Genomic DNA, 26,004 nt, shown 5'->3' on the forward strand with positions numbered 1-26,004 from the left:
TTTGCCGCACTGGCGCGTTGATCATCGTGCCGCATCGCGGCATAGGGGGCGGACCGGACACGGTCACTCTTGCAAGGAGGCGCCCATGCGCGATCCCGCAACCCTCGGCGACATGACGGCGCTCCGCGCCGAGATCGACGACACCGACAAGGCACTGACGGCGCTGCTGGCGCATCGCCAGAGCCTCATCGACCGTGCTGCGGAAATCAAGACCGGCGCGGGGCTGCCCGCCCGTATCAAGGCCCGCGTCGACGAGGTCATCGCCAATGCCCGGCGCAATGCCGAGGCCGAGGGGATCGACCCCGACCTGAGCGAGACGCTCTGGCGCGAGCTGGTGGACTGGTCGATCCGCCGCGAAGAAACGGTACTGGGACAGGAGTGAGGCGCATGAGCGCAACGATCATCGACGGCAAGGCCTTTGCCGCAAAAGTGCGCGAGCAGGTGGCCACCCATGTGGCGCGGCTGAAGGACGAGCACGGCATCACCCCCGGCCTCGCCGTGGTGCTGGTGGGCGAGGACCCGGCTTCCGAGGTCTACGTCCGCAACAAGGGCAAGCAGACGCTCGAAGTGGGGATGAACAGCTTCGAGCACAAGCTGCCCGCCGACACCTCCGAGGCTGACCTGCTGGCGCTGATCGACCAGCTCAATGCCGACCCGGCGGTGCACGGCATCCTCGTGCAGCTGCCGCTGCCGGGGCATCTGAACTCCGACCTGGTGATCAACGCCATCGACCCGGCCAAGGATGTCGACGGCTTCCACATCTCCAACGTCGGCCTTCTGGGCACCGGCCAGAAGTGCATGGTGCCCTGCACCCCGCTCGGCTGCCTGATGATGCTGCGCGAACAGCACGGCAAGCTCTCGGGTCTGAACGCCGTGGTGGTGGGCCGCTCGAACATCGTCGGCAAGCCGATGGCGCAGCTCCTGCTCGGCGACAGCTGCACGGTGACCATCGCGCATTCGCGCACCAAGGATCTGGCCGAGGTCTGCCGCCGCGCCGACATCCTCGTCGCCGCGGTCGGGCGCCCCGAGATGATCCCCGGCGACTGGGTCAAGCCCGGCGCCACGGTGATCGACGTGGGCATCAACCGCATCCCCGCGCCGGAAAAGGGCGAGGGCAAGCACCGGCTGGTGGGTGACGTCGAGTTTGCCTCCGCCGCCGAGGTCGCGGGGGCGATCACCCCGGTGCCGGGCGGCGTCGGCCCGATGACCATTGCCTGCCTGCTGGCCAATACCGTCACCGCCTGCTGCCGGGCCAACGGCCTGCCCGAGCCCGAGGGGCTGACGGCGTAACTGCGATGCCGTGAGAGGCGCGGAACAAGGCGAAGCCGCCGCGCGAGCGCCGGCCCGTCCGCGCGGGCTGGCGCTTTGGCATCCGCGTGAGCGCGATTGAGGTCATCCGGGCTTGGCCGGCATGAAGCGCTGAGCGCAACCGATGTAGCGCCACCCCAAGGGCCGGCGCTCGCGCGGCTAATGTCACGGCTGCCGCTACCTCGGCATCGGCAGCCGAAGCGGCTTTGCCCCCGTCAGGATCGCCTGCGCGCCGTCGCCCATCAGCCCCGACAGCACCGCGCTGTCGGTGCGCAGCCCGCCGGTATAGGCGCCGTAGGCGGGCAGGATCAGCCGCGCGTCGTCGAGCAGGAAGCAGGGCCGCGAGATCACCCGCCCGCGCAGCGCAATGTGCGCCTTGGGGTGGTAATGCCCCGAGACCTCTCCGCTCGCGCCATCTTCGGCCATGTGCCGAAGCACCAGCCCGCCGAGCTCGAGCTCCGCCAGATGCGTGCCACCGAGAGACACCGGGCCGGGATCGTGGTTGCCCTCGATCCACATCCAGTCGCGCCCCGCCTGCAGCCGGGCGATCCACAACCGATCCTCCTCGGGCAGCACCAGATCGAGCCCCGCCGCGTCGAAACTGTCGCCGAGGCAGACCACGTGGCGCGCGCCGGTGACGTCGAGGTCGCGCTCTAGCCGCAGCAGGGTCTCGCGTCCCTCGTAGGGCGGCATCAGCGCGCCGCCCTGCGCGGCCAGCCGTGCCGACTTGCCGAAGTGCAGGTCAGAGACCACAAGCAACCCTTCGGCGGGCCAGTGCAGGGCCCCCGATCCCAGCGCCTCCAGCGCCGCGCCGTGAAACTCGAAACCGATGCGTGTCATGTCGCGGGCCATGCCAGAGCGCAGCGCGCCCCGCAAGCCGCTTGCCGCCGCGGCCCGGCCGCCCTAGCTGGCGGGCAGGACACAAGAAGGAGAGAGCCATGCGCCGCGCAATCGTCACCGGGGGCTCGGGCCTGATCGGCCGGGGCATCTGCGAACGCCTGATCGCCGAAGGCTGGGAGGTCGCCAGCTTCGACCTCGCCGAGGCTGGACCGGCGCGTCACATCCGCTGCGACGTCTCGGACGAGGCCTCGGTCAAGGCCGCCTTCGCGGCGCTCGGCTGGGATCGGCTCGATCTGCTGGTCAGCAACGCCGGGCGCACCGGCGGCATCGACATGGCGCTGGCCACGACCTCGCTGGACGACTGGAACGGGATGATCGGCAGCCACCTGACCGGCGCCTTCCTGATGAGCCGCGCGGCGCTGCCGCTGATGGGGCAGGGCGGGGCGATCGTCATCATGGCCTCGACCCGGGCGCTGATGTCCGAGGGCGGGGACTTCGCCTATGCCGCCGCCAAGGGCGGGCTGATCGGGCTGACCCAGGCGTTGGCGGTGCAGCTCGGGCCGCAGGTCCGCGTCAATGCCATCGCGCCGGGCTGGATCAGCGGCGAGACCGAGCTTTCGCAGGAGGACCACGCGCAGCATCCCGCAGGCCGCGTCGGCCGGAGCGGCGACATCTCGGATGCGGTGCTCTACCTTGCGGACGCGGGGTTCGTCACCGGCCAGACGCTCACCGTCGATGGCGGCATGACCAAGAAGATGATCTACGCCGAGTAGCGCTCAGATCTCCGCCAGCCCGCTCTCGCGCAGCAGCGCGCCGACCTCCTCCTCGAGCAGCCGCTCGTCGGCGCTGCCGCGGATCGGTACGCGCCCCGGTTCGAGGAAGAGCGGCGCGGAAAGCGGCGAGAGCCGCTCGAGCCGCAGAAGGTCGATCCGCCCCTCGACCCGCCCGCACATCTCGCGGATGCGGGCGAAATCCACCAGCCCGCGCATCGCCTCCTCGCGGGTGATCTGCAGCAGCAGGTGCTCGGGGTCGTATTTCACCAGCGTGTCGTAGAGGATGTCCGACGACATGGTCGCCTGCTTGCCGGTCTTGCGCTGGCCGCCGATGTTGCGCTCGATCAGCCCGGCGATGGTGGCCGAGGCGCGGAAGGTGCGCTTCATCACCGCGTTGCCCGCCAGCCAGCCCTCGAGCCCCGCCTCCAGCGCCTGCAGATCGAACAGTGGCGCCGGGTCGATCACCTCGTCGAGCCCCCAGATCAGCACGGCGTAATCGGTGGCGACGAACCCCATCGGCGCCAGCCCTTCTTCCTCCATGCGTTTGGTCAGCAGCAGCCCCAGCGTCTGCATCGCGTTGCGCCCGGCAAAGCCGTAGACCACCAGCTGCTCGCGCCCGTCATGCGGGAAGCTTTCGATCAGCAGACGCCCGGGCTGCGGCAGGCGCGAGACCTCGCGCTGCAGGCGCAGCCAGTCGGCGGTGTGCTGCGGCAGCCCGGGCCAGTCTTCCTGCTGGAACAGGCGCAGGATGCGCTCCGACAGCTGGGTGGAGGTGGCGAACTTGGTGCCCATGAAGGTGGCGATCTTGGGCTTGCGATGCGCGTCGCGGCTGACCTGCACCACCATCTCGCGCAGCCCCTCATAGCGCACGATCTGCCCGCCGATGAGGAAGGTGTCGCCGCGGGTGAGCTGCGCGGCAAAGCCCTCCTCGATCTCGCCCAGCGGAGCGCCGCCGCGCCCGCGGTAGCGCACCTTCAACGTGTCGGTGTCCTGGATGGTGCCGATGTTCTGCCGGATGCGCACCGCCGAGCGCGGATCGCGCAGCTGCCACAGCCCGTCCTCTCGCTGCTTGAGGCGCTGCCACTGGTCGTAGGCGCGCAGCGCGTAGCCGCCGGTGGCGCAGAACTGCAGGCAATCGTCGAAGGCGGCGCGGGTCAGCCCGGCATAGGCCCCCGCCGCGGTCATCTCGGCGTAGAGCGCCTCCGCCTCGAACGGCCCGGCACAGGCCGCGATGAGGATGTGCTGGCACAGCACGTCGCGCGGCCCGGACCCGCGGCTTTCGCCATCGAGATCGCGTGCGCGCACCGCCTCGAGCGCCGCGAGGCATTCCACCACCTCGAAGCGGTTGGCCGGCACCAGCAGCGCCTTGGACGGCGCGTTGTAGCGGTGGTTGGCCCGGCCGATGCGCTGCACGAGGCGTTTGACGTTCTTCGGCGCGCCGATCTGGATCACCAGATCGACGTCGCCCCAGTCGATCCCCAGATCCAGCGAGCCGGTGCAGACGATGGCGCGCAACTCGCCGCGCACCATGGCGGCCTCGACCTTCTCGCGCTGGCCGCGGTCGAGCGAGCCGTGGTGGATGCCGATGGGCAGGGCGTCCTCGTTGGCCAGCCAGAGCTTGTGAAAGAAGATCTCGGCCTGCGCCCGGGTGTTGTGGAATATCAGCGTGGTGCGGTGCCGCTTCACCTGCTCCAGCACCGCCGGAATGGCATAGGCCGCACCGCCGCCGGACCAAGGCGGCGCGGCCTCGGTCTGCAGCATCGAGATGTCGGGCTCGGGGCCGGGGTCGGCTTCGACGATCTCGCAGGGATCGGGGTGCCGGGCCAGCAGCCGGGCGATGGCCTGCGGGTCCTCGACTGTGGCCGAAAGGCCGACCCGGCGCAGGTCCGGACACAGCCGCTGCAGCCGCGCCAGCGCCAGCATCAGTTGATCGCCGCGCTTGCTCTCGGCCAGCGCGTGGATCTCGTCGACCACGACCCGCTGCAGCCCCTCGAAGATGCGCGGCGCGTCTTCGTAGGAGGTGAGCAGCGCGAGGCTCTCCGGAGTGGTCAGCAGGATATGCGGGGGATCGGCGCGCTGCCGCCGCTTGCGCGAAGACGAGGTGTCGCCGGTGCGGTCCTCGACGCGGATCGGCAGCCCGGCTTCCTCGATGGGGATCAGCAGGTTGCGCCGGATATCCGCCGCCAGCGCCTTCAGCGGCGAGACGTAGAGCGTGTGCAACCCACTCCGCGGCGCCTCGGTGAGCTCGGCCAGCGTCGGCAGGAAGCCCGCCAGCGTCTTGCCCCCGCCCGTGGGCGCGATGAGCAGCAGCGATGGGGCGGAAGCACGCTCCAGCATGCTGCGCTGGTGCGGGTGCAGGCTCCAGCCACGGGAGGAAAACCATTTGTCGAGAGAGGCGGGCAATGCGGACATGCCTCCAAGATAGGTGCGCCTCGCCCGAGGAAAAGCGCCCTGCATCCCCTTTCGCCTAGGTGAAAATATCCCGGGGGAGACCGCGCGGAGCGCGGGCGGGGGCAGCGCCCCCCTTGTCCGGGGCCGCGGTGCCGGGAGCGGCGCTGACGCCCGCACGTGCCCGCCTCACACCCCCATGTGCCGCCACGCACAGCGCCGGCTCTGGCCTTTCGGGATCAAACCACTAGGGTTCGGGGCAATCAGACAATGGAGCCCTCTCATGACTTCCGAATACACCCCTCCCAAGGTCTGGACATGGGACGCCGAGAGCGGCGGCCGGTTCGCCTCGATCAACCGTCCCATCGCCGGGCCGACCCATGACAAGGAGCTGCCGGTCGGCAAGCATCCGTTCCAGCTCTACAGCCTCGCCACGCCGAACGGCCAGAAGGCCGGGGTGTTGTTCGAAGAGCTGCTCGCCGCAGGCCATGACGCCGAATACGACGCCTGGCTGATCAACATCGGCGACGGCGACCAGTTCGGCTCCGGCTTCGTCGATGTGAACCCGAACTCGAAGATCCCGGCGCTGCTCGACCGCTCGGGCGACACGCCGGTGCGGGTCTTCGAGTCCGGCGCCATCCTGCTGCACCTCGCCGAGAAGTTCGGCGCCTTCCTGGGCAAGCCCGAGGAGCGTGCCGAGATGCTGAGCTGGCTGTTCTGGCAGATGGGCAGCGCGCCCTACCTCGGCGGCGGCTTCGGACATTTCTACGCCTATGCGCCGTCGAAGATGGAATACCCGATCAACCGCTTCGCGATGGAGACCAAGCGCCAGCTCGACGTGCTGGACCGCAACCTCGCCGAGCGCAAGTTCATGACCGGCGACGACTACACCATCGCCGATATCGCGATCTGGTGCTGGTACGGCAACCTCGCGCTGGGGCGCCAGTACGAGGCCGCGGAGTTCCTCGACGTGACCAGCTACAAGAACGTGCAGCGGTGGGCGCAGGAGATCGATGCGCGCCCGGCGGTGAAGCGCGGCCGCATGGTCAACAAGGCCACCGGCCCGATCGAGGAGCAGCTGCACGAGCGCCACGACGCCTCGGACTTCGATCTGCGCACGCAGGACAAGCTGGCGGGGTGAGGGGACGCGCAACGTCCTTCGAAGGACGTTGCAAATCTCTTCGCAGAGCTTTGGCCCGGGGGTTCAACTTCCCGGGCCTTTTCTTGCGCGGGCTTGTCCTTGTCAGACGCGCAGCATCTCGCAGAGCGTGCGCAGCGCCTCGCGGTCGGCGTCGTTCATCTTCGCGGCGCGTGAGCGGAAGAGCGTCGCCTGCGAGCGCAGCACCGGCTCCTCGGCCAGCACCTTGAGGTGGTTGGCGCGGAGCGTCTCGCCGGTCGAGGTGATGTCGGCGATGGCCTCGGCGGTGAGGTTCTTCACCGTGCCCTCGGTCGCGCCCTGGCTGTCGACGAGCTGGTAGTCGGCGACCCCGCCCATGCGCAGGTAGTCGCGCACCAGCCGGTGGTATTTGGTCGCGATGCGCATGCGGAAGCCATGGCGGGCGCGGAAGGCGGCGGCGGCGCCGTCGAGATCGTCGAGCGAGTCAACATCCACCCAGGCGGCGGGCACGGCAACGATGAGGTCCGCCTGCCCGAAGCCCAGCTCGGCCAGCTGCTCGACCTTCTGGTCCCATTGCACCAGCTTCTCGCGGATCAGATCGGTGCCGGTGACCCCGAGGTGGATACGGCCGGCGGCCAGTTCGCGCGGGATCTCCCCGGCCGAGAGCAGCACCAGGGACACGCCCTCGACGCCCTCGACCGCGCCCGCGTATTCGCGGTCCGAGCCGGTGCGCGACAGCTTGACGCCGCGCGCGCCGAACCAGTCGAAGGTCTTCTCCATCAGACGGCCCTTGGAGGGCACTCCGAGCTTGATGGTCATCGTGCCACCTCCAGAAGGATGCCCGGTCGGATCACGCCGCCGACGGCGGGGATTTCCTGCCCGCCGCCGAGCCGCCGGGTGAGCGCATCGTAGCGTCCGCCGGTGGCGACGGGCGGCAGGTCCGGGCGGCTCTCGCAGACGAAGCCGAAGGCGAAACCGTCGTAATATTCCATCGAGCTGCGGCCGTAGCTGGCCTCGAAGTCGAGCTCGGCCACGTCGACGCCGCGCGCCGCGAGCGCATCGCAGCGGCGCTCGAAGGTCTCGAGCGCGGGCAGCAGCGCGGGCATGTCCACGGCGATGTCGCGCAGGTGCTCGAGCGCGAAGGAGCAGGTCTCGCGCACCGCCAGCACCGCGTCGATCAAGTCCACCTGGGCACGCGACAGCGGCGGCTCGGCGGCATCGGCGCGCAGCGCGGCGATGCGAGCCTCGATCTCGCGCTCGGAGCGCAGGCCGATCACCGGTCCGGCCTTGGCCATAGGGTCGTCCTGCGCCAGCATCGCGGCGCGGGGGGCGGGCACCGGCGTCTTGCCCGAAAAGCGGTCGAGCAGGGCGCGGAAGCGGCGCGGCCGCCAGATGTGGCGCAGCAGCGCATCGCGGCGTTCCTGCGAGGTCTGCAGCCCGGCCACGGCGGCGGTCAGGATGCCGATGTCGCCGGTCACCGGGCGCAGGTTCACCGGCTTCAGCACCTCGGCGAACAGGCCGAAGACCTCGGCGTCGAGCTTGGCCTGATCGCCGCGGTCGAAGACCTCGTAGCCCACCTGGTAGTATTCCGACGGGCGTTCGGGGTGCTCTTCCTGGCGGCGGAAGACCTCGCCCGCGTAGGTGTAGCGGGCGGGCTCTGCGCCGTCGGACATGTGCATCTCGACCACCGGCACGGTGAAGTCGGGACGCAGCATCATCTCGCCGCGGTTCGGGTCATGGGTGACATAGGCGCGCGCCCGGATGTCCTCGCCGTAGAGGTCCAGCAGCGTCTCCGCCGACTGCATGATCGCGCAGTCGAGCGGCTGCGCCCCGGCCTCGGCGAAGACGGCCCTCAGCCGTTCCGCCTCGGCCTTCTCGGCAGCGAAACTCACGCCCATTGGCTCAGGATCTCGCGCACCTTGGCGACCAGCTGGTCGCGCGGCACCTCGTATTGCGAGGGCCGTTCCTTCCACTCTTCTAGGCTGGCGTTTTCGGCCAGTTTCGCGCCGAGGATCAGGTCCTTGATCTGCACCACGCCGCGCTCCTTCTCGTCACCGCCCTCGATGACGGCCACGGGGGATTCGCGCTTGTCGGCGTATTTGAGCTGGTTGCCGAAGTTCTTCGGGTTGCCGAGGTAGACCTCGGCGCGGATGCCGTTGTTGCGCAGCTCGGCGACCATCGCCTGGTAGTCGGCCATGCGCGCCTTATCCATCACGGTCACCACCACCGGACCCTGCGCGGCCCCGCCGATGCGGCCCTTGGCGCGCAGCGCGGCGAGCAGACGGTCGACGCCGATCGACACACCTGTTGCCGGCACCGACTGGCCGGTGAAGCGCTTGACCAGATCGTCGTAGCGCCCGCCGCCGGAGACCGAGCCGAACTGCCGCTTGCGGCCCTTCTCGTCGAGGATCTCGAAGGTCAGCTCTGCCTCGAACACCGGGCCGGTGTAATAGCCGAGGCCACGCACGACCGAGGGGTCGATCTCGATGCGGCTCGAGCCGTAACCGCCCGCGTCGAGCAGCGTGGCGATCTGCTCCAGCTCGTCGACGCCCTCGGCCCCCACGGCAGAGCCACCGATGGCAGCGCGCAGGTTGGCGAGCGTCGCGGCGGCGTCAGCGCCCTTGGAGGTCAGGAAGGCCAGCACCGGTGCCGCCTGATCGTCGCTGAGGCCCACACCGTCGATATAGGCGCCCGAGGCGTCGAGGCGCCCCTTGCCCAGCAGCTCGCGCACGCCGCTTTCGCCGACCTTGTCGAACTTGTCGATGGTGCGCAGCACGGCCTGCTGCTGCGCGTCATCCGACAGGCCCATGGTCTCGAGCACGCCGTTCAGCACCTTGCGGTTGTTGACCCGCACCACGTAGTCGCCGCGCGGGATGCCGACCTCTTCCAGAGTGTCCGACAGCATCGCGCAGATCTCGGCGTCGGCGGCCACGGAGGGCGCGCCCACGGTGTCCGCATCGCATTGGTAGAACTGGCGGAAGCGGCCCGGGCCGGGCTTTTCATTGCGCCAGACCGGCCCCATGGCATAGCGCCGGTAGGGGGTCGGCAGGTCGTTGCGGTGCTGGGCGTAGACCCGCGCCAGCGGCGCGGTCAGGTCGTAGCGCAGCGCCACCCAGCCGTCGTCATCGTCTTCCCAGGCAAAGACCCCCTCGTTCGGACGGTCCACGTCCGGAAGGAACTTGCCGAGCGCCTCGACGGTCTCCACGGCGGAGCTTTCCAGCGCCTCGAAGCCGTAGCGATGATAGACCCCGGCGATCGTCTGCAGCATATGCGCACGCTCGGTCACTTCCGTGCCGAAATAGTCGCGGAACCCCTTGGGCGTTTGTGCCCGGGGGCGGGGGGCTTTCTTTTCCTTGGCCATGGCCTCGCTCCGGCTTTCCAGATTGCGCGCATCCCATAGCCGCTCACCCCGCGAGGAGCAAGCAAAGCCCCGCCCGAGGCGGCAATTCTCCCACAGAGGCCCGGCTTTTCCTGCCCCGGCGCCGCGCATGGCGCGACGCCTGGCGGATTCGCATCGCTCGGGCGCTCAGCGCGCACATGGTGCGGCCAATGCTCTTAGGTCCGCGGTATCAGAAGGGTGGGATGGTGGGTGATGAGAGACTCGAACTCCCGACATCTTCGGTGTAAACGAAGCGCTCTACCAACTGAGCTAATCACCCGTGATGCGCGGTTTAGCCAAGCTTCAGGCGGCTTTCAAGCCTGATCCTCCGTCATATCGTCAATCGTTGCGAGCGGCCCCGGGCGCTCTTGGTCCGAGGGCTGTGCGGGAGAGCGCGAAGCCTTCCGGCGGGAGGGGGCGCCGCCGCGAGTTCAGTCGCCGCGCGGCGGCTAGAGGTGATGAATGCGGGCTTCGCGTTGTGCGCGCAGGCCCGGCGGTCTCGCGTGTCAGCCATCCTGGGGCAGGGCTCTGTCGCCGGGCTGCGCGGGGAGCCTTTCGCGAATCTCGACCGGCGAGATGCCGGGCGGCTGCGCCATTCGGACCATCGCGATCCGGCTAGGCAGGCGCCACGCGGTTGTGGGGCTTAACTTGTTGTCCGGAAATGAAAAGAGGCGCGCTTCGGGGAAACCGTGCAGCGCGCCTCTTGGAAGAATGGTGGGTGATAAGAGATTTGAACTCCTGACATCTTCGATGTGAACGAAGCGCTCTACCACTGAGCTAATCACCCGGTAGGCGGGCTTTTACTCATATGGCATGGGGCGCGCAAGAGGGATCGGGGCAAAAATTTCACAAATTTCCGGCCCTGCCGCGACGGCAGAAAAACGGCTGCGAGTGGTGCTATCCGAGGGGACTTCGCGCCTGTCGGCGTTGCAGACTCCCTCGGGATATCTGAACAGCATGGACGGGGCAGAAGAGCGCCCGGAATACAAAGAAGCGGGCCCCGGAGGACCCGCTTCCATGCTGTGGTGTATCGGAGGGGATCAGTGCGCGGTCGCGCCCGTGCCCTTCTCATCCTTGGCGCGTAGGGCGGCGGCAGCCTCTTCGGCTTCCTCGTCCCACTCGATGGGCTCGGGCTTGCCGATCAGCGCCATGTCGAGCACCTCGGAGACGTGCTTGACCGGGATGATCTCGAGGCCCTGCTTCACGTTGTCCGGCAGCTCGGCGAGATCCTTCTCGTTCTCCTCGGGGATGAACACCGTTTTGATGCCCCCCCGCAGAGCCGCGAGCAGCTTCTCCTTGAGCCCGCCGATGGCCGACGCATTGCCGCGCAGGGTGACCTCGCCGGTCATGGCGATGTCCTTGCGCACCGGCAGGCCGGTCAACACCGAGACGATTGCCGTCACCATCGCCAGGCCGGCCGAGGGGCCGTCCTTGGGCGTGGCACCGTCCGGCACGTGGACGTGGATGTCCATCTTGTCGAACTTCGGCGGCTTCACCCCGAGCTGCGGCGAGATCGAGCGGACGTAGCTGGACGCCGCCTCGATCGACTCCTTCATCACGTCGCCGAGCTTGCCGGTGGTCTTCATCCGGCCCTTGCCCGGCAGGCGCAGCGCCTCGATCTGCAGCAGGTCGCCGCCCACAGAGGTATAGGCCAGACCGGTGACAACACCCACCTGGTTCTCATCCTCGGCCAGACCGTAACGGAACTTCTTCACGCCGAGGAAGTCGTCGAGATTGTCCCGCGTGACTTCCACGTGCTTGGTCTCGCCCTTGACGATCTTGGTCACCGCTTTCCGCGCGATCTTCGCCACTTCCCGCTCGAGGTTCCGGACACCGGCCTCGCGCGTGTAGTAGCGCAGGATATCGGTGAGCGCCTCGTCGGTGATGGTGAACTCGCCCTTCTTCAGGCCATGCGCCTTGATCTGCTTGTCGAGCAGGTGGCGCTTGGTGATCTCGAGCTTCTCGTCCTCGGTGTAGCCCGAGAGCGGGATGATCTCCATCCGGTCGAGCAGCGGCCCCGGCATGTTGTACGAGTTCGAGGTCGTCACGAACATGACGTTCGACAGATCGTACTCCACCTCGAGGTAGTGATCGACGAAGGTGCCGTTCTGTTCGGGGTCGAGCACCTCGAGCATCGCCGAAGCGGGATCGCCACGGAAGTCCTGACCCATCTTGTCGATCTCGTCGAGCAGGATGAGCGGGTTGGTGGTCTTCGCCTTCTTCAGCGCCTGGATGATCTTGCCCGGCATCGAACCGATATAGGTCCGGCGGTGGCCGCGGATCTCGGACTCGTCCCGCACGCCGCCGAGCGAGATGCGGATGAACTCGCGCCCGGTGGCCTTGGCCATCGACTTGCCCAGCGAGGTCTTACCCACGCCCGGCGGGCCGACGAGGCAGAGGATCGGCCCCTTCAGCTTCTGGCTGCGCGCCTGCACCGCGAGATACTCGACGATGCGTTCCTTGACCTTGTCGAGGCTGTAGTGGTCGTGATCGAGGATTTCCTGGGCGCGGCCCAGATCCTTCTTCACGCGGCTCTTCACGCCCCACGGGATCGACAGCATCCAGTCGAGGTAGTTGCGCACGACCGTCGCCTCCGCGGACATCGGGCTCATGTTGCGCAGCTTCTTGAGCTCGGCCTCGGCCTTTTCCTTGGCCTCTTTCGAGAGCTTGGTGGCCTCGATCTTCTCGGCCAGCTCGTTGATCTCGTTCTGGCCGTCCTCGCCGTCGCCGAGTTCCTTCTGAATGGCCTTCATCTGCTCATTCAGGTAGTACTCGCGCTGGGTCTTCTCCATCTGCGACTTGACGCGGGTCTTGATCTTCTTCTCGACCTGCAGGACCGAGAGCTCGCCCTGCATCAGGCCATAGACCTTCTCAAGCCGCTCGCTCACGGGCAGCGTTTCGAGAAGCTCCTGCTTCTGCTCCACCTCGATACCGAGGTGGCCCGCGACGAGGTCGGCCAGCTTGGCCGGATCGGTGGTTTCGGACACCGCCGAGAGCGCCTCTTCGGGGATGTTCTTCTTGACCTTGGCGTAGCGCTCGAACTCCTCGGCGACGGTGCGCACCAATGCGGTGATCGCGGCCGGGTCGCCCGGCATTTCGGAGAGATACTCGGCCTTGGCTTCGAAGAAGCGGTCGTTCTCGAGATATTCGGTGATCTTGACGCGGCCCTGGCCCTCGACCAGCACCTTCACGGTGCCGTCGGGCAGCTTCAGCAGCTGCAGCACGTTGGCGAGCACGCCGGTCTTGTAGATGCCGTCGGAATCGGGGTCATCGACGGCGGGGTCGATCTGGGCGGCAAGCAGGATCTGCTTGTCGTCGGCCATCACCTCTTCCAGCGCGTGCACCGATTTCTCGCGCCCCACGAAGAGCGGCACGATCATATGCGGGAACACCACGATGTCCCGCAGCGGCAGCACCGGATAGGATGTGTTGAGAGGCTGTTGCATACGCATTCCTTGCTACTGGCAGGACGGTCTGGCCCCGGATATCGGCGACCTCTGCCGTCCCCTGTCGGAGTATTCAGGTGGGGCGCGGGCGTTAACTTTTCAAGCGCGCGAGACCCGTTCCCACCAATGTGACGTTCCGCTGCGCCGGGCGCAAGCGGGCAATTCGCGCATGGCAGGAGAATGCGGGGGGCGCGGCGCGAAAACCTTGCAACAGCCTTAACGGCAGCACCGTGAACACGCGGCGCCGCGCCCCCCACCGCCCTCAGGCGGCCTCGGTCAGCGTCGGGTAGTCGGTGTAGCCTTCCGCCCCGCCGCCGTAGAACGTGCCCTGATCGCCCTCGTTGAGCGGCGCGGCCTTTTCGAGGCGCGCCACGAGGTCAGGGTTGGAGATGAACGGGCGGCCGAAGGCCACCAAGTCGGCCTTGCCGGAGTTCACCGCCTCGATCGCCATCTCGCGGTCGTAGCCGTTGTTGCCCATCCAGACTCCCTCGTAGAGCGCATGCAGCGCGTCGAGGCTTTCGCCCTCGTTCAGCTCGCGCGGGCCGCCGGTGGTGCCTTCGACCACGTGCAGGTAGGACAGCTTGTAGGCGTTGAGCTTGCCCACGACATACTCGAAGAGCGGCTGCGGGTCGTCCTCGGTGATGCCGTTTGCCGGCGAGAAGGGCGACAGGCGCAGGCCGGTGCGGTCGGCGCCGATCTCCTCGGTCACCGCGTCCAGCACCTCGAAGAGGAAGCGCGCACGGTTCTCGATGGAGCCGCCGTACTGATCTTCGCGCTGGTTGGCGCCGGTCTTGAGGAACTGGTCGATCAGGTAGCCGTTGGCGCCGTGCACCTCGACGCCGTCGAAGCCGGCCTCGATGGCCGCGCGGGCGGCGTGGCGATAGTCGGCGACGATGCCGGCGATCTCATCGGTTTCCAGCGCGCGCGGCGTCGAGGTTTCCTCGAAGCCGTTCAGCGTGAAGGTCTTGCCGCCAGCCGGAATGGCCGAGGGTGCCACCGGGGCCTGCCCGTCGGGTTGCAGCGAGGTGTGGCTGATCCGGCCGACGTGCCAGAGCTGGATGACGATCTTGCCGCCTTCGGCGTGCACGGCGTCGGTCACCTTCTTCCAGGCTTCGACCTGACCCGGCGCGTAGATGCCGGGGGTCTGGATGTAGCCCTTGCCTTGCGGCGAGATCTGCGAGGCCTCGGTGATGATGAGTCCTGCGCCTGCGCGCTGGCGATAGTATTCCACGTGCAGATCGTTCACCTCGGCGGTGTCGTTGTCAGCACGGTTGCGGGTGAGCGGTGCCATCACCACGCGGTTGGCCATCTCGATGGCGCCGGCGGTGAAGGGGGTAAACAGGGCCTCGGTCATGGAATGTCTCCCTTGCTTTGGGCCTAGATCAGGCCGGGCGATCCCCGGCGTCGGACTGCAAAGATAGGGAGGTGCTGCGCTGCGGCAACCGCGCAGGGCGCTGTGCGGAATTGCACGGAACGCATGGCCGGTCAGAAAGGGGGGGGCAAAAGCAAAGGCGGCACCACGTCTCCGCAGCGCCGCCCTTCGATCGGTTCGGGATCGCCGCGTCAGAGCGGCGGGATGTCGCCCTCGGCGCGCTGCGCGTGAAACTGCTCCTCGAAGGCGGCGAAGGTGCCGCTTGCGATGGCGTCGCGCAGGCCCTGCATAAGCTCCTGGTAGTAATGCAGGTTGTGCCAGGTCAGCAGCATCCCCGAGATCATCTCTCCGGCGCGGTAGACGTGGTGCAGGTAGGCGCGCGAGTAGCTGCGGCAGGCCGGGCAGCTGCAGTGCTCGTCGAGCGGGCGCGGGTCGTCCTGGTGGCGGGCGTTCTTGATGTTGACCATGCCGCGCCGCGTCCAGGCTTGGCCGGTGCGACCAGAGCGCGAGGGCAGCACGCAGTCCATCATGTCGATGCCGCGCTTCACCGCGCCGACGATGTCATCGGGCTTGCCGACCCCCATCAGGTAGCGCGGCTTGTCCTCGGGCAATTGCCCGGGCGCGAAATCGAGCACCTTGAACATCGCCTCCTGGCCTTCGCCCACGGCGAGGCCGCCGACCGCGTAGCCGTCGAAGCCGATGGAGGTCAGTGCCTCGGCGCTTTCGCCGCGCAGATCCTCTTCCAGCCCGCCCTGCTGGATGCCGAAGAGCATGTGGCCGGGCCGGTCGCCGAAGGCATCGCGCGAGCGCTGCGCCCATCGCATCGACAGGCGCATGCTCTGCTCGATGCGCTTGCGGTCTGCGGGCAGCGCCGGGCATTCGTCGAAGCACATGACGATGTCCGAGCCGAGCAGCCGCTGGATCTCCATCGAGCTTTCCGGCGAGAGCATGTGCTTGGAGCCGTCGATGTGGCTCTTGAAGGTGACCCCGTCCTCGGTGAGCTTGCGCAGCCCGGAAAGGCTCATCACCTGGAAGCCGCCGGAATCCGTGAGGATGGGGCGCTCCCAGTTCATGAACTTGTGCAGCCCGCCAAGCCGCGCCACGCGCTCCGCGCCGGGCCGCAGCATCAGGTGGTAGGTGTTGCCGAGCAGGATGTCGGCGCCGGTGGCGCGCACGCTTTCTGGCAGCATCGCCTTGACGGTGGCGGCGGTGCCGACGGGCATGAAGGCGGGGGTGCGGATCTCGCCGCGCGGGGTGGAGATCACCCCGGTGCGTGCGGCGCCGTCCCGGCCGGAGAGGGTAAAGGAGGTCAGGCTCATGTGGTTCCTCTGCCCCAAAGCGCGGGATTTGCCAAGAGCTCAGCCTCTCGCCGAGCGCGGGCCCGCCGGCGCTTCCGGTGCCCGGCGCAGCAGCCACAGCGCGTAGAGCAGGTTCGGCAGCACGAGCATCAGCGGCAACAGCAATTGCGCCGGCTCGACTTCGATGCGGCCACCGCCGGAGGCCCGCATCCGCTCGAGTTCCTCCATCGCCCCCGAACTCAGCACGATGAGAAAGGCGACCCAGTCCCAGAGCGCGTGCAGCACGATGGCCAGCCAGAGCGACCCGCCGCGCAGCACCACGGCCATCAGCAGCAACCCGGTGCAGGAGGCGGCAACCGCCTGCACCATGGCGGCGGCGAAGCTGCCGGTCAGGAAGCCGTTGAGCACGTGCACAGCGCCGAAGCTGCCGGTCACCCAGAGGATCGACGGCCAGAGCCGCAGCCGCTCGCGCAGCGCGCGGAAGAGCACGCCCCGGAACATCACCTCTTCGGAAAAGCCCACCAGCAGCGTGTTGAACAGCACCAGCAGCACCACGCCGGGCGCGGGCAGCCCCATCGCGACGGCGAGGCCGAACATCGCCAGCACCAGCAGCCCCGGCAGCCATATCAGCTTCAACGTGCCCGGGGCAGGGGCGCGGAAGCCCAGATCCTTCCAGCCGCGCCAGGCGATGACGCCGACCAGCAAGACGCCCGCCGCCAGCACGTTCCAGGCGACACCGCGGGCCGCCAGGTCCTCCAGTTCGACCGTCTCGGCACCGAGCCCCGCGCCGAACACGGTGACCGCGATCCAGGCCACCAGCGTGGCCAGCGCCACGGAAAGACGGCGAACCTCGCCGGGCGCCCTTGCTACATCAGTCATTCCAACCTCATCCCGGCCCGCTGGCAGTTCACTCAATGGTCACGCTCAGCACGAAGGCAAGCGGCGCGCTCTCCTTGCTGACCACCTCGACGAGAACGTCCCCGGACTGCGGCAGCCTGCCGCTGTAGGGAACGCCCGCATCCGTGCCTTCGAGCAGCATCGAGCCATCGGGATTGCGCAGGTGGTAATACATCGCGCCGCCATCAGGCGCGACCCGCAAGTCGAGGGTTTGCCCCGCCCGCGCGCCCAGCACGAATTGCGTTGCGCCGCCCGCCTCGAGCACGCCGCTGATCTCGGCGCCGCTGGTGCCCGGGGCGAACTGGATGCGCTTGGGCGCGCGCGCAGCCTTTTCGGCGGCCCGCGCCAGAGCCGCCTCGACCGCATCGGCCTCGGCCAAGTCGAGCGTCTCGACCGTCCCGTCCCGGTAGCCGAAACACTGCCAGATCCGCCCGTCGCCATCCTGCAGGAAGACCATCGTGCCGGCCTCGGAATACATGCTGTCGATCACCTGCCCGCCGGGCTGCACGGCAGCGCCGCTCTCAATCAGCCTGTCGATGCAGCCGTCGATCACCGGCTGGACAAGCGCATCCTCGGCCATTGCGGCAGGCGCGGCGCAGAGCGCGGTCAGGGCAAGGGGCAGTGCCTTCATCATCATTCCTCCACCAGAGCGGACCATCCATAGCATAGGCGTCGGGCATCCCCTACCTGCAACGCGCACATGTGGTTTCCAAGGCGCTGCGAGCGCGCGCTTTTCGCCGTGCCGGGGCCCATGGCCACGCCGATGCCCCAGGCAAGCGCGGCAGTGGCGAAGCTCCGGCGTCAGGCCGACAGAGCGCCGGATCAACCCGCCGAACCTCTGAAGCAGCACGCCATTGAGAGGTCCGGGAGTGCCGCGAGGCTGCGGTCGAGACAAGCAAGCACACCATTGGCGTGCATTTTCCTCAGCCCATTCGTGCCAGAGCTATATCCGATCGGATGGGTGCATGTCCGAGGGGAGCGCGCACCTGTCCAGTATCGTATGAGACGAGTGGCCTGCGGCTGCGGCAAGCTCGTGGCATCAGTTGCCAAAGGTTTTGTTCCATGCCCCGCTTTTCGATCATTCTTGCCTGCTACCAGGCCGCCGCGACGCTCGAAGATACGCTCGCCAGCCTTCGCGCCCAGGAATTTTCCGATTGGGAAGCGCTCTGCGTTGATGACGGATCGAGCGATGCGACCTACGCGCTGCTGCGCACGGCGGCGGCGGCGGACCCGCGCATCCGCGTCGTGGAGACCTCGGGGCAGGGGCTTGCCGCCGCGCGCAACCACGGGGCGGCCATGGCCCGGGGCGAGATCCTGGCCTTCTGCGAGCCGGGCGATCTGTGGACGGCGGACAAGCTGACCCGGCTCGACGCGGCGTTCAGCAACGCCCAGTGCGACGCCGCCTTCGGCCGGGTTTCCTTCTTCCGGCGCGAGGCCGGGGACACGCGCGCGGTCACCAGCGTGCCGAGCCGTACGCTGACCATCCCGACGCTGCTGGCCGAAACGCCGGTCTGGACGATGTCGAACATCGCGCTGCGGTCCGAGGTCTTCGACCGCAGCGGCGGGCTGCGCACTGCCGCCGCGCATGACGGCGTGCTCGAATGGCTGGTCCGGCTGGTCGGAGGTGGCGCGCGGGTGCAGCCGATCGACCGGGTTCTTGTCCACCACCGCGTCTCGCGCCGGTGCGCGCCCGCGTACCTGGCGGCCCTGCGCGCCGGGCGCGTGGCGGCGTTCGAAAGCGCGGCGCGTTTCGGGGTGCATCACGCGCCCGCTGCAGAGGCCGCGCACCTGCGTTGCCTCGCGCGCCGGGCGATCGGGGTCGGACTCGGCGGCACCACCGCGCTCAGCCTTGCACTGCGCGGCCTCGGGCTGGCCCCGAGGGGCTTTTTCAGCCCGATGCACCGCGGCTGCAGCACGCTGGTCGGGGCGCTGATCGCCCCCGCCATGCCCGGCCCCGTGCGCCGCGCTTTCTTCTCGCGCTGATCCCACACCGAGTGGGACGCCGGCACCGGGCCGAGGCGCAGCGCCTTTGCGATGCGCCCCCAGCGCACGGGGCCGCCATCGCCTGAGACCACCCACAAAGGCGACAAACCCGCCGCCGGCGCTGGCGCGCGGCGTCAAACCTTTTGGGCGGCCCCGCCGCGTGAGCTATGCTGGCCGAGGCGCGCGAGTTCCGATTCGCCCGCGCCACAGAGTTATTTTGAGACGACGTATTTCTTCGCGGACCGCTTCGCCGGGACGACAGATTTTAAAGTGATTTCTTTGAGTTGTGGAGATTTCCCATGAAGTACCGCTCCGAGATTGATGGTTTGCGCTCCGTCGCGGTCCTTCCAGTCATCCTCTTCCACGCCGGATCGAGCCTGTTCAGTGGCGGTTTCGTCGGGGTCGACATCTTCTTCGTGATCAGCGGCTATCTCATCACCACCATCATCGTCGATGAATTGAGCCGCGGCGAGTTCAGCCTGCTGCGTTTCTACGAACGCCGCGCGAAACGCATTCTCCCCGCGCTCTGCCTGGTCAGCGTGACCGCCCTGGTGCTGGGCTGGCTACTGTTGCAGAACCGGCCCTTCGTCGAGTTCGTGCGCAGTCTTCTGGGGGTCGCGACCTTTTCCTCGAACATCCTGTTCTGGATGGAGGCGGATTACTTCGACACCACCGCCGAATTGAAGCCGATGCTGCACACCTGGAGTCTCGCGGTCGAGGAGCAGTTCTACATCTTCTTCCCGCTCTTGCTGATGCTGTTCTGGCGGTTTGGGCAGAAGGTCGTGCTCTACGTGTTGATCGCGATCTTTCTGGTCAGCCTCGCGCTGGCGCAATGGCAGGTGCGGACCGACCCGATGTCGGCCTTCTTCCTGCTGCACGCCCGCGCCTGGGAACTGGGGATCGGAGCCTTCTGCGCCTTCTACCTGCGGGCCGGGCATCCGCCGCTGGCCGCCGGTCTGCGCAACGGCCTTTCGGGGCTCGGGCTGGGGCTGATCGCCGTCGCGGTCTTCGGCTTCACCGCCGAGACACCGACGCCAAGCCTGATCACGCTCGTGCCGACGGTCGGTGCCGCGCTGATCATCCTCTTCGCCACCAGCGGCACCCTGGTGCAGCGCCTGCTCAGCACCCGCGCCATGGTCGGCGTCGGTCTCATCTCCTACAGCGCCTACCTCTGGCACCAGCCGCTCTTCGCCTTCACCCGGCACAACTCGCTGGAGGAGCCGGCGTGGTACGTGATGGCGGCGCTGATCGCGCTGACGCTGCTGCTCGCCTGGCTGAGCTGGAAATACGTCGAGACGCCGGTCCGCAAGGGGCGTTACCCCCGCTTCAAGCTGTTCGGCGCCAGCGCCACCGGGCTCGCGGCCTTTGCCGCGCTCGGCTTCCTCGTCCACACCTACGAGCAGGCGAATTACCGCAGCGGCCAGTTCAACCCGCATGACACCGAGATCAGCCTGCTGGACTACGAGAACGACAACGTCCTGCTGCACATGGCCAGCTATGTGCCGCTCCGGAAATACTCCCGCCAGCTCGCCTGCCTCGGCAATTGCGAGACCGGCTACAGCGACCAGGCGTGGTACAGCGACGATCCGGCGAAGCTGCGGCTGCTGGTGGTGGGCAACTCGCATGCGCGGGACCTGTTCAACATGATCCTGATGAGCGACCGGACCATGCAGTCGCTCCGCCCGGCGCCCTTCTTCACCGAGATCGCCGACGTCGGCCCGGACAGCGAGATGTTCGGCAGCCGCAACTACCGCGACGCGGACGCGGTGATGATCGTCAGCCGGTTCAAGGCGGCCCGCGGCGATCTGGACGCGCTCGATCCGCTGATCACCCGGATGTGGAACGACGGCAAGTCGGTCATCCTCGTGAAAAACATCTTCGAGTTTCCCAGCTACCTGGGCGGCCGCTGGACCCTCTTCGACAAGGTCGTTCACGCGGCCCTAGACGAGGGCATCACCGATGTCGCCACCATCCTCGCGCGCTCGAACCGGCAGCACTACGACCTCTACAAGGACGGCGCGACCGAGCGCCGCGTGATCGAGGCCAATGCCGAGATCGACCGGCTCAAGGCCGCCTACCCAAGGCTGATCGTGCTCGACCGCATGGACTACGTCTGCGCGCCGCGCGAAGAGACCTGCTATTCGGGCAATGCGCGCCTGCAGCAGTATTTCCCCGACTACGGCCACCATACTGTGGCGGGGGCGGAATTCTTCAGCGGACGCATCGACGAGGTCGGCTGGCTTGATCCGGTGCTCGAGCTGGCGGACCACAAGCACACGGCGCAGAACTCCGCGACACAGTGAGGCGCTGCGCGGCCTCTGGGTCGTGTGGGTGCCGCGTAGAGCAGGGCTGCCACATCGCGGCGAGGCCCGGCGCCGCGGGCGGCTTTTGGGATGCCCCGCGCTCGCGCCATGGACTCCGGCCCCGGTCCTGCCCTATCTGCATCGCCAGAGCCCCCCACCGAACTGTCCGTAGGAGCCCGACATGTCGACCGAAGTGGAAAGCCTGCAGGAACGCATCGCGCATCTGCAGCGTGCGGTGGACGACCTGTCCGAGACCGTCACCCGCCAGGACAGGGACATCGCCCTGCTGCAGCACCGCGTGCAGATGCTGATGGAGCGCGAGGCCGCGCGCGAGAGCGATGGCGGCGGCGGGGTGATCCTTGGCGACGAGCGCCCGCCGCACTACTGAGGCCCCTGCCGCGCGTCAGTGCTGCTCGAGTGCGATCACCTGCCCGTCGTGCAGCAGCATGTTGACGTAGGAGGCGCTGCCGAAGGCCGGGTAGACGCTGAGGAAGGCGGTGTCGCGCGCCAGCCGGCGCATCGCCCGGCCGCAGGGGCGGCCGGCGGAGACGCCGCAAACCTCGGCCTTCACCGTCTCGTAGGCGCCGTCGACACGCCCCCTGGGCAGACTGCGCCCCGCCAGCCCGTAGCGCAGCTGCTCGTGCAGTTCGGGATCGCCGAAGAGTGCCAGCGCGCCGGTCACCTGCCGGGCGCAGCCATCGTCGAAGCCGGTGATGTAGAGCGCGCGCGGCGCCGTGGTGCCGGGGCGGCTGTCGTAGAGAACGTAGCCGCGCCGGGTCTCGGGGTATTGCGCCACAGGCACGCCGAGCCGCTTGTCGGGCACGCCGCAGACCCGGGCGATCTCGCCATAGGGCAGGGCGGTGCCGAAGCGGATTTGCCGCGCGTCGGGGCCGCTGCCCTTGGCCGCCGCGGCCTGCCCGCCAAGCCAGCCGAGCAGCCCGTTCTGCGGAGGCGCGGCGCCCGGTGGGGGCGTCTCGGTGGCGGCGAGAAACCCGCCCTCCTCCGACAGCTCCGCCTCGGAGGGCAGCGCGGCGCTCTGCCCGGCGCTCTCGTCCAGCTCGACGTCCGACAGGCGCGGCACGTCGCCGGGCGTGTCGCAGGCGGCGAGGGCAAGCAGGGCGAGGCAGATCAGCCGCGGCGGGCATCTAGGGGCAAGGCGTATCACGAGGGCTCTCCGGGGCAGGGACCGTCGGCAGTCTCCACCCGCACGAACCGTCGCGGGGGTGGATAACTTTAATCCTCGTGTAACCCTTCGCGGGCTGCGGATCCACAAGCCCTTGGCAAGGCGGGGAATCTCGGCGGCGGACCGCTCAGAAGTCCTCGACCGCGAGCACCCCGCCGAGTGATTTGACCGCGCCCTTGATCTCGGGCGTCACCGGGAAATCCTGCTGCAGGTCCATCTCGACCTCGCCCGGCAGGCCGTGATCGGCAAGGCAGAGCCGCACCGGGCCGCGCCCGGCTTTCGGCATCTGCTCGGCGGCGCGGCTGAGCACCGAGGCGATCTGGTTGATCGCGCTCGCCCCTTCGATCCAGATCTTCAGCCCCGTGGCCCCGGCGCCCGCGACCACCTGCTCCACCGGCCCCACCGAACGCGCCAGCAGCTTGAGCTGGTCGCTCTCCATGGTGGCCTCGACGGTAATCACCACCTTCGAGCCGGTCTCGAGGAACTCGCGGCTCTTCTCCAGCGTCTCGGAGAACAGCGTGACCTCGTAGGCCCCCGTCGGGTCCGACAGTTGGGCGAAGGCAAAGCGGTTGCCCTTGGCCGACTTGCGCTCCTGCCGCCCGGCGACGACGCCCGCTAGCTTGGCGATGCACGGCCCGCCGCGGGCCTTGTTGGTGGCCTCCTCGAGCGTCATCACGTCGCGCCGCTTCAGGGCGGGCATGTAGTCGTCGAGCGGGTGGCCCGAGAGATAGAAGCCGATCGCCTTGAACTCTTCCGACAGGCGCTCTGCCGGCAGCCAGTCCGGCACCGGCGAGAGGCGCGGCTCGGGCAGGTCGTCCCCGGCCTCGCCGAAGAGCGAGACCTGCGCGCTGGCCTTCTGCTCGTGGATCGCGGCGGAATAGGCGACCAGCGCGTCGAGGCTGTCGAACACCCGGCGGCGGTTCTTGTCGAGCTGGTCGAAGACACCGGCGCGCGCCATCATCTCCATCGGGCGCTTGCCGACGCGCTTCAGATCCACCCGGCGGGCCACGTCGAAGAGCGTGGTGAAGGGCGTGTCGCCGCGGCCCTCGACCACCAGCCGCATGGCATCGAGGCCGACGTTCTTCAGAGCGCCGAGCGCGTAGACCAGCTCGCCGTCGACCACGTCGAAGCTCGCCTGCGAGCGGTTGATGCAGGGCGGCACGTAGGGCAGCTTCAGCCCGTTCTTCGTCTCGTCGAAATAGACGGCGAGCTTGTCGGTCAGGTGGATATCGCAGTTCATGACGCCGGCCATGAACTCCACCGGGTGGTTCGCCTTCAGCCAGGCGGTCTGGTAGGACACCACCGCATAGGCCGCCGCGTGAGACTTGTTGAAGCCGTAGTTGGCGAATTTCTCCAGAAGGTCGAAGACCTCGGTGGCCTTCTTCTTGTCGACGCCGTTCTCGGCTGCGCCCTTCTCGAATTTCGGGCGCTCGGCGTCCATCGCCTCCTTGATCTTCTTACCCATGGCGCGACGCAGCAGGTCGGCGCCGCCAAGCGAGTAGCCCGCCATCTCCTGTGCGATCTGCATCACCTGTTCCTGGTAAACGATGATGCCCTGGGTCTCGGCAAGGATGTGGTCGATCGACGGGTGCACCGAGGTGATCTCGCGCAGCCCGTTCTTCACCTCGCAATAGACCGGGATGTTCTCCATCGGGCCGGGGCGGTAGAGCGCCACCAGCGCCACGATGTCCTCGATACAGGTGGGCTTCATGCGCTTGAGCGCATCCATCATGCCCGAGCTTTCCACCTGGAACACCGCCACCGTCTTGGCGGCAGAATAAAGCTCATAGGTCGCCGCGTCATCCAGCGGGATGAGGTTCATCTGGTTCTCGGCGCCCTCGGGCGGGTCGTAGAGCTGGGTGCCGTCGGCGGCGACATGGATCGGCCGGCCCGATTTCAGGATCAGGTTCACCGCGTTCTGGATGACGGTCAGCGTCTTCAGGCCGAGGAAGTCGAACTTCACCAGACCCGCCTGCTCCACCCATTTCATGTTGAACTGGGTCGCAGGCATGTCCGAGCGCGGATCCTGATAGAGCGGCACCAGCTGGTCCAGCGGCCGGTCGCCGATCACCACGCCCGCGGCGTGGGTCGAGGCGTTCCGCAGCAGCCCCTCGACCTGCTGGCCGTAGGTGAGCAGCCGGTCGACGACCTCCTCGTTGCGGGCCTCTTCGCGCAACCGCGGCTCGTCTTGCAGCGCCTTCTCGATGGAGACGGGTTTGACGCCCTCGACGGGGATCATCTTCGACAGCCGGTCGACCTGGCCATAGGGCATCTGCAGCACCCGGCCCACGTCGCGCACCGCGGCCTTGGACAGCAGTGCGCCGAAGGTGATGATCTGGCCGACCTTGTCGCGGCCGTATTTCTCCTGCACGTAGCGGATCGTTTCCTCGCGCCGGTCCATGCAGAAGTCGATGTCGAAGTCGGGCATCGACACACGTTCGGGGTTCAGGAAGCGCTCGAACAGCAGCGAGTAGCGCAGGGGGTCGAGGTCGGTGATGGTCAGCGCATAGGCGACCAGCGAGCCCGCGCCCGAGCCCCGGCCCGGGCCGATGGGGATGTCGTTGTCCTTGGACCACTTGATGAAGTCGGCAACGATCAGGAAGTAGCCGGGAAAGCCCATGCCCTCGATGATGCCGAGCTCGAAGTCGAGCCGCTTCTGGTACTCCTCGACCGAGACCGCATGCGGGATCACCGCAAGCCGCGCCTGCAGACCCTCGTTGGCCTGCCGGCGCAGTTCCTCGACCTCGTCGTCGGCGAACTTCGGCAGGATCGGGTCGCGCCGGTAGGCCATGAAGGCGCAGCGCTTGGCGATCTCGACGGTGTTCTCGATGGCCTCGGGCAGGTCGGCAAACAGCGTCGCCATCTCCTGCGGGCTCTTGAGGTAGTGCTGCGCGGTCAGCCGGCGGCGCGGCTCCTGCTGGTCGACATAGGCCCCTTCGGAGATGCAGATCAGCGCGTCATGCGCCTCGTACATGTCGGCCTTGGGGAAGTAGACATCGTTGGTGGCCACCAGCGGGATGCCCATCTCGTAGGCCATCTCGACGTGGCCGCGCTCGGCGATGCGCTCCTCGGGGGGCAGGCCGTTCTCGCCCGGGTGGCGCTGCAGCTCGACGTAGAGCCGGTCGTCGTAGATCTGGTGCAGCCGGGTCAGCAGCGTCTGCGCCGCGGCGCGGTGGTTCTCGCGCAGGTGCCGACCGATGGGGCCATCGGGGCCGCCCGACAGGCAGATCAGCCCCTCGCCATAGGTCTCGAGCTCCTCCAGCGTCACATGCGCCTCCTGCCCGTCGCCGCGCAGGTAGAGGCAGGAGTTGAGCTTCATCAGGTTCTCGTAGCCCTGCTCGTTCTGCGCCAGCAGCACGATGGGGGCGGGGGCCTTCGGCTTTTCGCCCGGCACCGGCTCGACGTAGAGCAGATCCACCTGGCAGCCGATGATCGGCTGTACCCCGGCACCGCTGGCGGTCACCGAAAATTCCAGCGCCGCGAAGAGGTTGTTGGTGTCCGTCACCGCCACGGCGGGCATTTCCATGGCCTCGCAGAGCCCGGGCAGCTTCTTCAGCCGCACGGCGCCTTCGAGCAGGGAGTATTCGGTATGGACGCGGAGGTGGATGAATCGGGGATCGCTCATGCCGCCCAGAGTATTGCGCGGCGCCGGGGGGCGAAAGCCCCCGCGTGCGGGCGCGGCGGATCGGGCGATGCGCTTTTGCCGCAGGCGGTCCG

Annotated in this window: 19 protein-coding genes and 2 tRNA genes; 7 read left to right on the plus strand and 14 right to left on the minus strand. The window is 68.0% G+C overall.

Annotated features, from left to right (window positions below; all coding sequences use genetic code 11):
- Positions 1-85: 85 nt before the first annotated feature.
- Together LC039_RS21240 and folD are read left to right on the plus strand one after the other, a co-directional pair.
- Positions 86-382, plus strand: a complete 297-nt coding sequence (locus LC039_RS21240) for a chorismate mutase (RefSeq protein WP_226628102.1) — start codon at positions 86-88, stop codon at positions 380-382.
- A gap of 5 nt (positions 383-387) precedes the next feature.
- Positions 388-1,290, plus strand: a complete 903-nt coding sequence (folD, locus tag LC039_RS21245) for a bifunctional methylenetetrahydrofolate dehydrogenase/methenyltetrahydrofolate cyclohydrolase FolD (protein WP_226628103.1) — start codon at positions 388-390, stop codon at positions 1,288-1,290.
- 195 nt (positions 1,291-1,485) lie between these two features.
- On the opposite strand, the gene pdeM is transcribed toward folD, so the two are convergent.
- The gene (gene pdeM, locus LC039_RS21250) at positions 1,486-2,148 is read right to left on the minus strand and encodes a ligase-associated DNA damage response endonuclease PdeM (RefSeq protein WP_226628104.1); all 663 of its coding nucleotides are present in this window, start codon (positions 2,146-2,148) and stop codon (positions 1,486-1,488) included.
- Between the two features lie 98 nt (positions 2,149-2,246).
- On the opposite strand from pdeM, the gene LC039_RS21255 reads away from it, so the two are divergent.
- The gene (locus tag LC039_RS21255; protein WP_226628106.1) at positions 2,247-2,921 is read left to right on the plus strand and encodes an SDR family oxidoreductase; all 675 of its coding nucleotides are present in this window, start codon (positions 2,247-2,249) and stop codon (positions 2,919-2,921) included.
- 3 nt (positions 2,922-2,924) lie between these two features.
- Here the strand turns inward: LC039_RS21255 and LC039_RS21260 are convergent, their stop codons facing one another.
- Positions 2,925-5,333: a ligase-associated DNA damage response DEXH box helicase gene (locus LC039_RS21260; protein ID WP_226628108.1), complete on the minus strand. Its 2,409-nt coding sequence runs from the start codon at positions 5,331-5,333 to the stop codon at positions 2,925-2,927.
- Positions 5,334-5,592: 259 nt separating this feature from the next.
- Between LC039_RS21260 and yghU the strand changes: the two genes are divergently transcribed.
- Positions 5,593-6,450: a glutathione-dependent disulfide-bond oxidoreductase gene (gene yghU, locus LC039_RS21265; protein ID WP_226628109.1), complete on the plus strand. Its 858-nt coding sequence runs from the start codon at positions 5,593-5,595 to the stop codon at positions 6,448-6,450.
- Positions 6,451-6,552: 102 nt separating this feature from the next.
- Here yghU and hisG read toward each other — a convergent pair whose 3' ends face one another.
- From hisG to LC039_RS21315, 10 genes are all read right to left on the minus strand, one after another.
- Entirely contained in the window at positions 6,553-7,245 is a 693-nt protein-coding gene (hisG, locus tag LC039_RS21270) for an ATP phosphoribosyltransferase (protein ID WP_226628110.1), read from the minus strand.
- Positions 7,242-8,324, minus strand: coding sequence for an ATP phosphoribosyltransferase regulatory subunit (locus LC039_RS21275; protein ID WP_226628111.1), 1,083 nt, complete (start codon positions 8,322-8,324; stop codon positions 7,242-7,244). Before LC039_RS21275 ends, hisG begins: the two co-directional genes overlap by 4 nt.
- Entirely contained in the window at positions 8,315-9,787 is a 1,473-nt protein-coding gene (gene hisS, locus LC039_RS21280) for a histidine--tRNA ligase (protein ID WP_226628112.1), read from the minus strand. Before hisS ends, LC039_RS21275 begins: the two co-directional genes overlap by 10 nt.
- A 222-nt stretch (positions 9,788-10,009) precedes the next feature.
- Positions 10,010-10,085: transfer RNA gene (locus tag LC039_RS21285), tRNA-Val, on the minus strand.
- Between the two features lie 432 nt (positions 10,086-10,517).
- Positions 10,518-10,592, minus strand: a tRNA-Val gene (locus LC039_RS21290).
- Between the two features lie 253 nt (positions 10,593-10,845).
- Positions 10,846-13,251 (minus strand): endopeptidase La, encoded by a 2,406-nt coding sequence (gene lon / locus LC039_RS21295; RefSeq protein ID WP_226628113.1) that lies wholly within the window; start codon positions 13,249-13,251, stop codon positions 10,846-10,848.
- A gap of 262 nt (positions 13,252-13,513) precedes the next feature.
- On the minus strand, positions 13,514-14,605 hold the full coding sequence (locus LC039_RS21300; protein ID WP_226628114.1) for an alkene reductase: 1,092 nt from the start codon (positions 14,603-14,605) through the stop codon (positions 13,514-13,516).
- Between the two features lie 209 nt (positions 14,606-14,814).
- On the minus strand, positions 14,815-15,942 hold the full coding sequence (gene tgt / locus LC039_RS21305; protein ID WP_226628115.1) for a tRNA guanosine(34) transglycosylase Tgt: 1,128 nt from the start codon (positions 15,940-15,942) through the stop codon (positions 14,815-14,817).
- Between the two features lie 39 nt (positions 15,943-15,981).
- Positions 15,982-16,800, minus strand: a complete 819-nt coding sequence (locus LC039_RS21310; protein WP_226628117.1) for a CPBP family intramembrane glutamic endopeptidase — start codon at positions 16,798-16,800, stop codon at positions 15,982-15,984.
- A gap of 28 nt (positions 16,801-16,828) precedes the next feature.
- Positions 16,829-17,449 (minus strand): hypothetical protein, encoded by a 621-nt coding sequence (locus LC039_RS21315; RefSeq protein ID WP_226628118.1) that lies wholly within the window; start codon positions 17,447-17,449, stop codon positions 16,829-16,831.
- Between the two features lie 431 nt (positions 17,450-17,880).
- On the opposite strand from LC039_RS21315, the gene LC039_RS21320 reads away from it, so the two are divergent.
- The 3 genes from LC039_RS21320 to LC039_RS21330 all read left to right on the plus strand — a co-directional run bounded on the left by LC039_RS21320 (position 17,881) and on the right by LC039_RS21330 (position 21,492).
- On the plus strand, positions 17,881-18,801 hold the full coding sequence (locus LC039_RS21320; protein WP_226628119.1) for a glycosyltransferase family 2 protein: 921 nt from the start codon (positions 17,881-17,883) through the stop codon (positions 18,799-18,801).
- A gap of 299 nt (positions 18,802-19,100) precedes the next feature.
- The gene (locus LC039_RS21325; RefSeq protein ID WP_226628120.1) at positions 19,101-21,104 is read left to right on the plus strand and encodes an acyltransferase family protein; all 2,004 of its coding nucleotides are present in this window, start codon (positions 19,101-19,103) and stop codon (positions 21,102-21,104) included.
- A 181-nt stretch (positions 21,105-21,285) separates the two neighbouring features.
- Positions 21,286-21,492 carry a SlyX family protein gene (locus LC039_RS21330; RefSeq protein WP_226628121.1) on the plus strand — a complete coding sequence of 69 codons (207 nt, stop codon included), beginning with the start codon at positions 21,286-21,288 and terminating at the stop codon, positions 21,490-21,492.
- 15 nt (positions 21,493-21,507) lie between these two features.
- Here LC039_RS21330 and LC039_RS21335 read toward each other — a convergent pair whose 3' ends face one another.
- Together LC039_RS21335 and dnaE are read right to left on the minus strand one after the other, a co-directional pair.
- Positions 21,508-22,269 (minus strand): hypothetical protein, encoded by a 762-nt coding sequence (locus tag LC039_RS21335; protein WP_226628122.1) that lies wholly within the window; start codon positions 22,267-22,269, stop codon positions 21,508-21,510.
- Between the two features lie 145 nt (positions 22,270-22,414).
- Positions 22,415-25,912 carry a DNA polymerase III subunit alpha gene (gene dnaE / locus LC039_RS21340; protein WP_226628123.1) on the minus strand — a complete coding sequence of 1,166 codons (3,498 nt, stop codon included), beginning with the start codon at positions 25,910-25,912 and terminating at the stop codon, positions 22,415-22,417.
- Positions 25,913-26,004 lie beyond the last annotated feature (92 nt).

The organism is Alloyangia pacifica, from assembly GCF_020524285.1.
GTDB classification, from domain to species: domain Bacteria; phylum Pseudomonadota; class Alphaproteobacteria; order Rhodobacterales; family Rhodobacteraceae; genus Salipiger; species Salipiger pacificus_B.

Excerpts from the sequence above, each read along its gene's own strand:
- LC039_RS21240 (WP_226628102.1), top strand. The coding sequence starts at position 86 with ATGCGCGATCCCGCAACCCTCGGCGACATGACGGCGCTCCGCGCCGAG.
- folD (WP_226628103.1), top strand. The coding sequence starts at position 388 with ATGAGCGCAACGATCATCGACGGCAAGGCCTTTGCCGCAAAAGTGCGC.
- pdeM (WP_226628104.1), bottom strand. The coding sequence starts at position 2,148 with ATGACACGCATCGGTTTCGAGTTTCACGGCGCGGCGCTGGAGGCGCTG.
- LC039_RS21255 (WP_226628106.1), top strand. The coding sequence starts at position 2,247 with ATGCGCCGCGCAATCGTCACCGGGGGCTCGGGCCTGATCGGCCGGGGC.
- LC039_RS21260 (WP_226628108.1), bottom strand. The coding sequence starts at position 5,333 with ATGTCCGCATTGCCCGCCTCTCTCGACAAATGGTTTTCCTCCCGTGGC.
- yghU (WP_226628109.1), top strand. The coding sequence starts at position 5,593 with ATGACTTCCGAATACACCCCTCCCAAGGTCTGGACATGGGACGCCGAG.
- hisG (WP_226628110.1), bottom strand. The coding sequence starts at position 7,245 with ATGACCATCAAGCTCGGAGTGCCCTCCAAGGGCCGTCTGATGGAGAAG.
- LC039_RS21275 (WP_226628111.1), bottom strand. The coding sequence starts at position 8,324 with ATGGGCGTGAGTTTCGCTGCCGAGAAGGCCGAGGCGGAACGGCTGAGG.
- hisS (WP_226628112.1), bottom strand. The coding sequence starts at position 9,787 with ATGGCCAAGGAAAAGAAAGCCCCCCGCCCCCGGGCACAAACGCCCAAG.
- lon (WP_226628113.1), bottom strand. The coding sequence starts at position 13,251 with ATGCAACAGCCTCTCAACACATCCTATCCGGTGCTGCCGCTGCGGGAC.
- LC039_RS21300 (WP_226628114.1), bottom strand. The coding sequence starts at position 14,605 with ATGACCGAGGCCCTGTTTACCCCCTTCACCGCCGGCGCCATCGAGATG.
- tgt (WP_226628115.1), bottom strand. The coding sequence starts at position 15,942 with ATGAGCCTGACCTCCTTTACCCTCTCCGGCCGGGACGGCGCCGCACGC.
- LC039_RS21310 (WP_226628117.1), bottom strand. The coding sequence starts at position 16,800 with ATGACTGATGTAGCAAGGGCGCCCGGCGAGGTTCGCCGTCTTTCCGTG.
- LC039_RS21315 (WP_226628118.1), bottom strand. The coding sequence starts at position 17,449 with ATGAAGGCACTGCCCCTTGCCCTGACCGCGCTCTGCGCCGCGCCTGCC.
- LC039_RS21320 (WP_226628119.1), top strand. The coding sequence starts at position 17,881 with ATGCCCCGCTTTTCGATCATTCTTGCCTGCTACCAGGCCGCCGCGACG.
- LC039_RS21325 (WP_226628120.1), top strand. The coding sequence starts at position 19,101 with ATGAAGTACCGCTCCGAGATTGATGGTTTGCGCTCCGTCGCGGTCCTT.
- LC039_RS21330 (WP_226628121.1), top strand. The coding sequence starts at position 21,286 with ATGTCGACCGAAGTGGAAAGCCTGCAGGAACGCATCGCGCATCTGCAG.
- dnaE (WP_226628123.1), bottom strand. The coding sequence starts at position 25,912 with ATGAGCGATCCCCGATTCATCCACCTCCGCGTCCATACCGAATACTCC.